8 protein-coding genes are annotated in these 8,745 nt (G+C 43.7%); 5 read left to right on the top strand and 3 right to left on the bottom strand.

The genetic code is table 11. The features are described 5' to 3' along the window. Positions 1 to 257: 257 nt before the first annotated feature. Complete coding sequence (locus N5J47_RS17915; protein ID WP_279961390.1) at positions 258 to 1,694, bottom strand: pyridoxal phosphate-dependent aminotransferase; 1,437 nt, start codon at positions 1,692 to 1,694, stop codon at positions 258 to 260. Between the two features lie 247 nt (positions 1,695 to 1,941). Between N5J47_RS17915 and msrB the strand changes: the two genes are divergently transcribed. The 3 genes from msrB to N5J47_RS17930 all read left to right on the top strand — a co-directional run bounded on the left by msrB (position 1,942) and on the right by N5J47_RS17930 (position 3,494). Next, a complete protein-coding gene (msrB, locus tag N5J47_RS17920) occupies positions 1,942 to 2,361 on the top strand; it encodes a peptide-methionine (R)-S-oxide reductase MsrB (protein WP_279961391.1) in 420 nt (139 codons plus the stop codon). Continuing rightward, the gene (locus N5J47_RS17925; RefSeq protein ID WP_279961392.1) at positions 2,358 to 2,843 is read left to right on the top strand and encodes a glutathione peroxidase; all 486 of its coding nucleotides are present in this window, start codon (positions 2,358 to 2,360) and stop codon (positions 2,841 to 2,843) included. The genes msrB and N5J47_RS17925 overlap by 4 nt, the downstream gene beginning before the upstream one ends. Positions 2,844 to 3,047: 204 nt before the next feature. Next, the gene (locus N5J47_RS17930) at positions 3,048 to 3,494 is read left to right on the top strand and encodes a hypothetical protein (protein ID WP_279962424.1); all 447 of its coding nucleotides are present in this window, start codon (positions 3,048 to 3,050) and stop codon (positions 3,492 to 3,494) included. A 60-nt stretch (positions 3,495 to 3,554) separates the two neighbouring features. Here the strand turns inward: N5J47_RS17930 and N5J47_RS17935 are convergent, their stop codons facing one another. Together N5J47_RS17935 and N5J47_RS17940 are read right to left on the bottom strand one after the other, a co-directional pair. Beyond that, the gene (locus N5J47_RS17935; protein WP_279961394.1) at positions 3,555 to 6,707 is read right to left on the bottom strand and encodes an efflux RND transporter permease subunit; all 3,153 of its coding nucleotides are present in this window, start codon (positions 6,705 to 6,707) and stop codon (positions 3,555 to 3,557) included. Position 6,708: 1 nt separating this feature from the next. Beyond that, on the bottom strand, positions 6,709 to 7,899 hold the full coding sequence (locus N5J47_RS17940) for an efflux RND transporter periplasmic adaptor subunit (RefSeq protein ID WP_279961395.1): 1,191 nt from the start codon (positions 7,897 to 7,899) through the stop codon (positions 6,709 to 6,711). Positions 7,900 to 8,099: 200 nt separating this feature from the next. On the opposite strand from N5J47_RS17940, the gene vapB reads away from it, so the two are divergent. Both vapB and N5J47_RS17950 read left to right on the top strand, forming a co-directional pair. Beyond that, positions 8,100 to 8,327, top strand: a complete 228-nt coding sequence (gene vapB, locus N5J47_RS17945; RefSeq protein ID WP_279961396.1) for a type II toxin-antitoxin system VapB family antitoxin — start codon at positions 8,100 to 8,102, stop codon at positions 8,325 to 8,327. Then, positions 8,328 to 8,729 (top strand): type II toxin-antitoxin system VapC family toxin, encoded by a 402-nt coding sequence (locus N5J47_RS17950; RefSeq protein WP_279961397.1) that lies wholly within the window; start codon positions 8,328 to 8,330, stop codon positions 8,727 to 8,729. Positions 8,730 to 8,745: the final 16 nt, after the last annotated feature.

Below are 8,745 nucleotides of genomic sequence, written 5' to 3' on the forward strand. Positions count from 1 at the left end.
GTGTCAACAGACCCCTAATTCCATGATGGCTAATTGGTCAAAATGATACATAATTACTTGACATATTCTGATATAAAACAAAGTAGTGGAATTATGTTGAATACCTAGTAAATCTGCTGACATTCTAGTAGTTGCTTTCATTACTTAATTTACGTCTAGTTATCTTTATAAAAGGAGATTAGCTTGTTGTTCTACACTACTATAAACCCCAAATATAAAAATCCCCCTTACGTGCTAAAGGGGGATTGAATATGATCCTAACGTATTTTAGCGAGGAAACGGCCTAAACGGTTAATTGCCTCACGTAACTCATTTTCCGCAGGTAAAAATACCACACGGAAATGGTCAGGCGTTGGCCAGTTAAAGCCCGTGCCCTGAACCAGCAAAACTTTTTCAGCCTTTAATAAATCCAGCATGAATTTTTCGTCATCTTCAACTGGGTAAATTTCTGGGTCAAGTTTAGGGAAACAGTACATGGCACCATCAGGTTTAACACAACTGACACCAGGAATTTCATTCAACATTTCCCATGCAATATTGCGTTGTTCATATAAACGCCCACCTGGACGGATCAGGTCATTAATGGACTGATAACCACCCAACGCAGTTTGAATGGCATATTGCGCCTGATGGTTGGCACACAGACGCATGGAAGCCAGCATATCCAGACCTTCGATATAGTCTGCCGCACGCGCCTTGTCACCTGTAATCGCCATCCATCCAGCACGGTAACCCGCAATACGATATGCCTTTGATAAACCATTAAACGAAATACATAACTGGTCGCCTGCCAGTGCCGCCAATGCGACATGCTCGATTCCGTCATAAATGATTTTGTCGTAAATTTCATCGGCAAACAAAATTAGGTCATGTTTCTTTGCCAGGGCAACAATCTGTTCCAATACATGGCGAGGGTAGACTGAGCCTGTCGGGTTGTTTGGGTTAATCACCACAATCCCACGCGTATTTGGCGTGATTTTGCTTTCCATATCCGCAATGTCAGGATACCAGTAGTTCTCTTCATCACATTTATAGTGAACTGCCGTACCCCCTGAAAGGTTGACTGCCGCTGTCCACAATGGGTAGTCAGGCATTGGCACCAGCATTTCATCGCCGTCATCCAGCAACCCCTGCATCGCCATCACGATCAGTTCAGACACACCATTGCCAACATACACGTCATTGACATGCATATCAAAAATGCCTTTCTGCTGGTAATACTGGCAGATTGCCTTACGCGCAGGGAAAATACCTTTGGAGTCAGTGTAGCCAATCGCATTTGGCAGGTTTAAGGCAACGTCGTTGATAATCTCTTGTGGGGCTTCAAAACCAAAAGGCGCAGGATTGCCGATATTCAGCTTGATGATCTTATGTCCTTGCTCTTCCATTTCATTGGCGGCGCGTAATACTGGTCCACGAATGTCGTAACAAACATGCTCAAGCTTAGAGGATTTTCTGATTTCTCTAGTTCTAGTGCTTTGAGCTGAGTGGGGAATAGCAGTATTTTTAGACATAGCTGGATTCACTTTTGCATATCGGTATAAATAACTTTTAAAGGTTTCAACGGTAACCAGATCAAGATCATGCTGATCTCTCAGTAATTCAACAATTTTTTCATGGGTAAAACCCGATTGTTGATATTGTCTGATGGTTGGCAATAGGTTTTGAAAAACCACACTTTTCTTTTGCGACATTTTTTGTCCTGTACAGCAGACAGCAGTGTGGTATCAGCATAGCATCATCTTTGCTTACTTGAAAGATAAACCTATAAATAAAATGCTCACCATAAAACCTATTTTGCTTACTATTTGCTATTTGTGCGGTAAATGTTTAATTTGTTATAAATTTTGCAGCGATAGACTAGAGTTTTTATTGGGAATCGCGTAAATATAAAAACTGATCACCAAATACTTTTAAAAAACAGAATAAAAGGAGCAGGTCATGGGAAAAGTCAATAAAACTGACAGAGAATGGCAAAGAGAACTGTCACCAGAAGAATATCGGATTACCCGTCAAAAAGGTACAGAGCCTGCTTTTACTGGACAATACTGGAACAGTAAGCAGCAAGGAACATACGTGTGCCGTTGCTGTGGTGCGGAACTATTTTCCTCGGACACCAAATATGACAGTGGGTGTGGCTGGCCGAGCTTTTTTCGACCACTTGACAGCACTGCAATAGAAGAACACGAAGATTTGTCGCATGGTATGGTCAGAACGGAAATTGTCTGCCATGATTGTGACGCGCATTTGGGGCATGTATTTGAGGATGGCCCGCAGCCGACAGGATTGCGCTATTGCGTTAATTCGGCATCACTACAACTTAAAACACAAGAAAAGAACGACGAGGAAACATATCCATGAGTAACATTTATCAGTTTGAAGCTGAATTGTTAGAGGGAGATATAAAGGCGCTCGCCGACTATAAAGGCAAGGTCATGCTGATTGTAAACACTGCAAGCAAGTGTGGTTTTACCCCGCAGTTTGCAGGACTTGAAAAACTCTATGAAAAATATAAACCACAGGGTCTGGAAATTTTGGGGTTTCCATGTAACCAGTTTGGTGGGCAGGATCCAGGAACAAATAAAGAAATAGGGGCGTTCTGCCAACGTAACTATGGGGTCAATTTTCCAATGTTTGCCAAGGTTGATGTAAAAGGGCCTGAAGCACATGCCATTTTTCGTTTTTTAACCCGAGAGGCGAAAGGTATTTTGGGAAGCCAGAACATTAAATGGAATTTCACCAAATTTCTGGTGGGGCGTAATGGTGAGGTTTTAGGACGTTACGCACCGACCACCAAGCCTGAAGCTTTGGAGGCGGATATTGAGAAAGCATTAAAGGCATAGAGCAGAGATTAAACGATGAGTCTTTGCTTAATCAATATGAATCCAAAGCTTTTATTGCTAAGAAAAAACATATGGATGGTTGCTACGCTTTGTATAGGTTTTTCCTCTTTTTCTCATGCAGAAGTGTATAAGTGTGAGAATGCGGGGAAAATAAGTTATCAACAGAGTCCATGTGAAACCAAAAGTAAGTCAACCAAAATGGCGATGAGTTCCGCATCTCCAAACTTATGGACAAACTTAAAAAGTGGTTTGAGTGTTGCTGAGGTTCAACGTATGGTGCCACAAGCCAAAAATGGGGATTATTCCTCTCTGAGCAATGGTGCCCGTGGACTATTACAGGTCAGTCCAGTCAATGTTGCAGGAAAGAAATTTGCCGCAAATTTCTTTTTTCTAGGGGATAGGTTTCACCGTGTTAACTTCTCTGGGCCTATGAATGATTCAAACGAATCAAATTTAAAAGCATTTAACCAGATATTTGAGGGTTTTCAATCCCGATATGGTGTAGCTGCAAATAGGCGTGTAGCAAATGAATATGGGCTTTCCGCTCGGGCTGAGTGGAAGTTACCTACGGGAGAGGTTTGGATAGTTGTAGTGCCTATTACTGCAACCACATCCTTACTTAACTTTGGTTATTTTCCAAACTCGAATTAAATTCTTTATTTGGAAATCCCCTAAAAAAAGAGACGATTATAAAATCGTCTCTTTTTTGCTTTATAAATTTGGAGATTTTACAGCAGTAGGTTCTCTTACTTTCCTCAACCCATGAAGCTTACGGTTAATGTCATCAATAAAGGTATAAACCACAGGAATCACTAGTAAAGAAAGGAATGTACTGGTAATCAGCCCACCAATCACCGAAATTGCCATTGGCGCACGGAAGCTTGGATCAGTTCCAATACCTAATGCAATCGGTAACATGCCTGCACCCATTGCCAGCGTAGTCATGATAATCGGGCGGGCACGTTTATGGCAGGCATCAAGCAAGGCATTAAAACGCGAATAGTCTCGTTCTTTCCTCGCAATAATGGCGTAATCCACCAAGAGAATTGAGTTTTTACTTGCGATTCCCATCAGCATGATCAAACCGATTAAGCTTGGCATTGAAAAGCTACTTTTTGCCAAAAGCAAGAGCACGAAAGCGCCACCCAAAGACAGCGGTAATGCAACCAAGATGGTGATCGGTTGTAAAAAGTCCTTAAATAAAAGCACCAGCACCACATAAATACACAGTACACCCGTCAGCATTGCCAAGCCAAAGCTTGAGAATAATTCCTGCATCACTTCAGCATCACCGATATTGGTACGTTTTACTGTCGGTGGTAGATTCTTCATGGTTGGTAATTGATCAACTTTCGCTGCAACATCACCCAAAGGCTGGTTGTTGAGTTCAATATTAAAGTTGATATTACGCAGACGATTGAAGCGGTCGATCTGTGATGGTCCACTTTCAATATTCACATCGGCAATTGTACCTAGCATGACAGGACCATGACTACCCTTGATCATGAGGCGTTTAATCAGTTCCTGATCCTGACGGGCAGCAAGAGGCAATTTAATCACCACAGGCACCTGACGCTGTGAAAGGTTGAGTTTTGCCAGGTTTTGGTCAAAGTCACCCGCAGTTGCAATTCGCAGGGTTTCAGCAATATCGTAGGTGGTCACACCTAAATCTGCGGCTTTGGCAAAGTCAGGGCGAATCACTAGTTCAGGACGAATCAGTGCCGCACTTGAGGTAATACTCCCAATGTTTGGAATGGTGCGTAATTCACGTTCCAGTGCGCGGGCTGTTGACATCAATGCTTCAGGGTCATCACCTGAAAGTGCCAGTTGATATTGGCTATTATTGCCCGCCAGACCGACCTGAATCCTAGCTCCTGGCAATGGTGCCAAACGTTGACGAATCTGGTCTTCAATGTCTTGCAGGCTGGCACTGCGGTCAGCACGTTCAGTGGTTTGAATGGTCAGAGTCGCTTTACGAGGTTCACTAGATGCACCACCAGCAAAGGGGTCACTTCCTGCTGCACCTCCACCAATGGTGGTATAGATGCTTTTAATTTCAGGATGATCCTTAATTAAGCTTCGTGCATATTCTGCTGTTTTTAAGGTATCAGCAAATTGTGAACCTGGAGTCAATTCCAGACGTACCTGCGTTTGTCCAGTGTCTGGTGGTGGTACAAATCCAGTTGGCAATAACGGAATCAGCATAACTGAACCAATAAAAAAGGCGATTGCACCAAATAGTGTGATCCAGCGATGGTTTAAACACCACGTCACCAGACGCATATAGCCACGCATGACTTTGCCATCTTTAGCACGGTCTTTAGCTAAAGTCGCTGTACCTTGATCATTGGCAGGTTGGTCAGTATCTTCATGAGGTTCAACTTTGCCGACCCAGGGTTTAAGGATATAGGCAGACATCATTGGGGTAAGCAAACGTGCCACGAGCAAGGAGGCAAAAATTGCCAATGCTGCTGTCCAGCCAAACTGCACAAAGAATTTACCAGCAATACCACTCATAAAGGCGGTAGGTAGGAATACAGCAATTAGGGTAAATGTGGTGGCAATCACGGCAAGCCCAATTTCATCGGCAGCTTCCATTGCCGCTTCATACGGTGTTTTACCCATCCTGAGATGCCGAATGATATTCTCAATCTCAACAATCGCATCATCGACCAGAATCCCGACCACCAGCGACATTGCCAGCAAGGTAACGGTATTGAGGGTGAAACCAAAAAAGTACATCCCAATCAGGGCTGGTAAAATCGACAATGGCAGGGCAGTTGCGGCAATGATGGTTGCACGCCAATCACGTAGGAACAGCCAAACGACTAAGATGGCTAAAATGGCACCCTCATAAAGCAGGGACATTGAGCCTTCATAGTTGTCAGCAACGGGTTTAACAAAGTTAAATGCTTCGGTGATTTTAATGTCTGGATGTGCAGCCTTGAGTTTATCCAATGCCTCGACCACGCCCTTTTCAACATCAACCTCACTGGCACCCTTACTACGGGTAATTTCAAAGCCAATCACAGGCTGTCCATTCAGCAATGCAGCAGAACGGCGTTCGGCAATACCGTCATGAATGGTCGCAACCTGATCAAGGCGGATATGACGGCCATCACTGAGTGCAATATCCATTGCCCCAATTTCTTCGGCTGTTTTTACCGTTGCAATGGTGCGAATGGACTGTTCACTGCCGCCAATCTTGGTTTGACCACCTGATGCATCTTGCTGGATTAAGCGCAGTTGTCGGGTAATGTCAGTTGCTGTTGCATTCAGTGCCAATAATTTTTCAGGGTCAAGTTCAACCTCAACTTGACGGGTAACACCGCCCACACGAGCGACTGCACCCACACCCTTAACCTGTAGCATGGCGCGGGCAATATCATAGTCCACAAACCATGACAGAGCCTCCTCATCCATTTTTGGCGACTGGATGGTATAGGTTAGAATGGGTGAGCCTGAAAGGTTGATTTTACTGACAATTGGGTCACGTAAATCGGCAGGCAAGTCTGAACGCACCTGAGAAACCGCATTACGAACGTCATCAACCGCCTCTTGCAGCGGTTTTTCCAGTTGGAACTCGGCTGTAACGGTAACCACACCATCCTGAATATTGGTGTACTGGTTTCTTAGACCTTGTAAGGTTGCAATTGAATTTTCAATTTTACGGGCAACTTCAGTTTCCAGCTGTGGTGGAGCAGCACCTGGCAGGGCTGCGGTCACAGTCACCATTGGCAATTCAATATCGGGAAATTGCTGTATTTTCATCCATTTAAAACACATTAAACCCGTCAATCCCAGCATAATAAACAATAAAATGGCTGGAATAGGATTACGGATTGACCAGGCAGAGAAATTCATTTTAATTCCCCTGTGTGGTCACAAGTTGTTTGGTCAATGGCGTATCAGGAATGTCTTTTGCGACAGTCACTAAATCACCATCGGTGAGGAAACCTGTACCAGACGCAACCAGTTTTACATTTGCAGGTAAGTCCAGAATCTCAACACGATCAGCCAAACGTCGTCCAACAGTCACTTTTTGCTGTGCCACACGATTGTTATTACCCACAATAAATACATAGGCAAAACCATCACGTAACAACAAGGCTGTTTGTGGAATGGTCAGTGCTTGTTTCTCACCTAAATCAAATTCGCCTTTTACAAACATGCCCATACGAACCGCCTGAGTGGCTGGCAAGTCAACATAGACTAATCCATAGCGGGTTTGTGGGTCGATCACAGGGGCAATCATCCGAACCTTACCTGTAATGGCAGGCTGGGCAGGGTCAGGCGAGAAAATACGTGCATTCATCCCTTGCTTGAGTTTATACAAATCCGAAGTGGTGACTTCTGCACGCCATTCCAGACGATGATCCCGAATCAGGCGGAACAGTTCCTGTCCAGTCTGGGCCAAAGAGCCGACAGTTGCGGTACGGGCTGAAATCACGCCATTGTCAGGTGAGATCACCTGAGTTTGTGCCAAACGTAGTTGATTGCTTTCAATCTGTGCTTTGGCTGCATCAAGTCTAGCTTGGGCAGTGGCTTGCGAGGTTTGATATTGAGTCGATTCCTGAGCCGAGATTGCACCTGTATTCTTAAGCTGCTGAATCCGTTTATTGTTGGTCACGGCATCAGCCAGTACAGCCTGTGCTTCGGCATAGCTGGCTTTAGCCGCCGCCAAATCGGCACGTATGGTATCGCTGTTAATTTCTGCCAAAACCTGTCCGCGTTTAACCTCATCACCGACATTCACATTGACGCGGGTAAGGCGCTGACCAGACAATTCACTCCCAATCACCACTTCTTGCCATGCTGCGATGTTGCCATTTGCCGTGAATGTCTGTTTCCAGTTTTGCTGTTCAGGTTGAACGACCGTCACCGTTAAGGCAGCTTTTTGTTCGGTTGTTTCTGCATTGTTTGGTTTTTCTGTCGCAGCGGTTTTGTTTGAGCTGCCTGACTTCCAGAGCAGGAATGCGACAAGCAACAATACAATCACGATTGCCAAAATGAACCAAACTTTTTTCTTTGTTTTCTGGGGAGTTTGAGAAGTCATCTTTCCATAGTCAATTTAAATTGATGGCTAAGTATAGACGAAGATTTCAACCGATGGTTAAAACAGAAAGATGAATATTAGTTTTGAATCTGTATCTTATTTTTTATGTAAAAAATACAAAATCTAATGCCTGCCCAAAGCGTTTGATTTATAAAGTATAGAGTATATACTAAATGTATATAGCAGATTGGAGAGGTGGGATGATTACATCTATATTTATGAATAATCGTACACAGGCAGTACGCTTACCAAGTGTCTACCGTTTTTCAGAACAGACACAAAAAGTGTTTGTTCGCCAAATGGGAGTTGAGCGTGTAATTAGCCCAGTAGATCAGGTTTGGGATAGTTTTTTTGATAATCCAGACTTAACTGTGTCTGACGATTTTGAGCGTGGAGAACAGCTCAATAGCGAGCGTGAGTCTTTTTAAATGCTGAAATATATGCTTGATACCAATATCGTTATTTATGTCATAAAACAAAAACCGCCGCAGGTACGAACCAAATTTAATAGCGTTGCCACACAGCTTTGTGTAAGTAGTGTGACTGTTGCCGAATTGATTTATGGTGCTGAAAACAGCCAATACCCTGAAAAGAATCTATACATCGTTGAGAATTTTCTTTCACGGTTGCAGATATTGGATTATGGTCTGGAAGCTGCGATTCAGTATGGAAATATCAAGGCTATTCTTAGAAAAACTGGGCAGCTCATCAGTGATAATGATTTACATATTGTTGCCCACGCGCGAAGTAAAGGTTTGATATTGGTGACCAACAATACGAAAGAGTTTGAACGTGTGCCTGCATTACAGTTAGAAAACTGGGTCGGATGATAAAAATCCCCAAAAT

Source organism: Acinetobacter sp. GD03645, from assembly GCF_029845285.1.
In the GTDB taxonomy this organism is placed as follows: Bacteria; Pseudomonadota; Gammaproteobacteria; order Pseudomonadales; family Moraxellaceae; genus Acinetobacter; species Acinetobacter corruptisaponis.

What these genes read in the sequence shown, in the direction of transcription:
- N5J47_RS17915 (WP_279961390.1), bottom strand. Translation starts at nt 1,694, where the DNA reads ATGTCGCAAAAGAAAAGTGTGGTTTTTCAAAACCTATTGCCAACCATC.
- msrB (WP_279961391.1), top strand. Translation starts at nt 1,942, where the DNA reads ATGGGAAAAGTCAATAAAACTGACAGAGAATGGCAAAGAGAACTGTCA.
- N5J47_RS17925 (WP_279961392.1), top strand. Translation starts at nt 2,358, where the DNA reads ATGAGTAACATTTATCAGTTTGAAGCTGAATTGTTAGAGGGAGATATA.
- N5J47_RS17930 (WP_279962424.1), top strand. Translation starts at nt 3,048, where the DNA reads ATGAGTTCCGCATCTCCAAACTTATGGACAAACTTAAAAAGTGGTTTG.
- N5J47_RS17935 (WP_279961394.1), bottom strand. Translation starts at nt 6,707, where the DNA reads ATGAATTTCTCTGCCTGGTCAATCCGTAATCCTATTCCAGCCATTTTA.
- N5J47_RS17940 (WP_279961395.1), bottom strand. Translation starts at nt 7,899, where the DNA reads ATGACTTCTCAAACTCCCCAGAAAACAAAGAAAAAAGTTTGGTTCATT.
- vapB (WP_279961396.1), top strand. Translation starts at nt 8,100, where the DNA reads ATGATTACATCTATATTTATGAATAATCGTACACAGGCAGTACGCTTA.
- N5J47_RS17950 (WP_279961397.1), top strand. Translation starts at nt 8,328, where the DNA reads ATGCTGAAATATATGCTTGATACCAATATCGTTATTTATGTCATAAAA.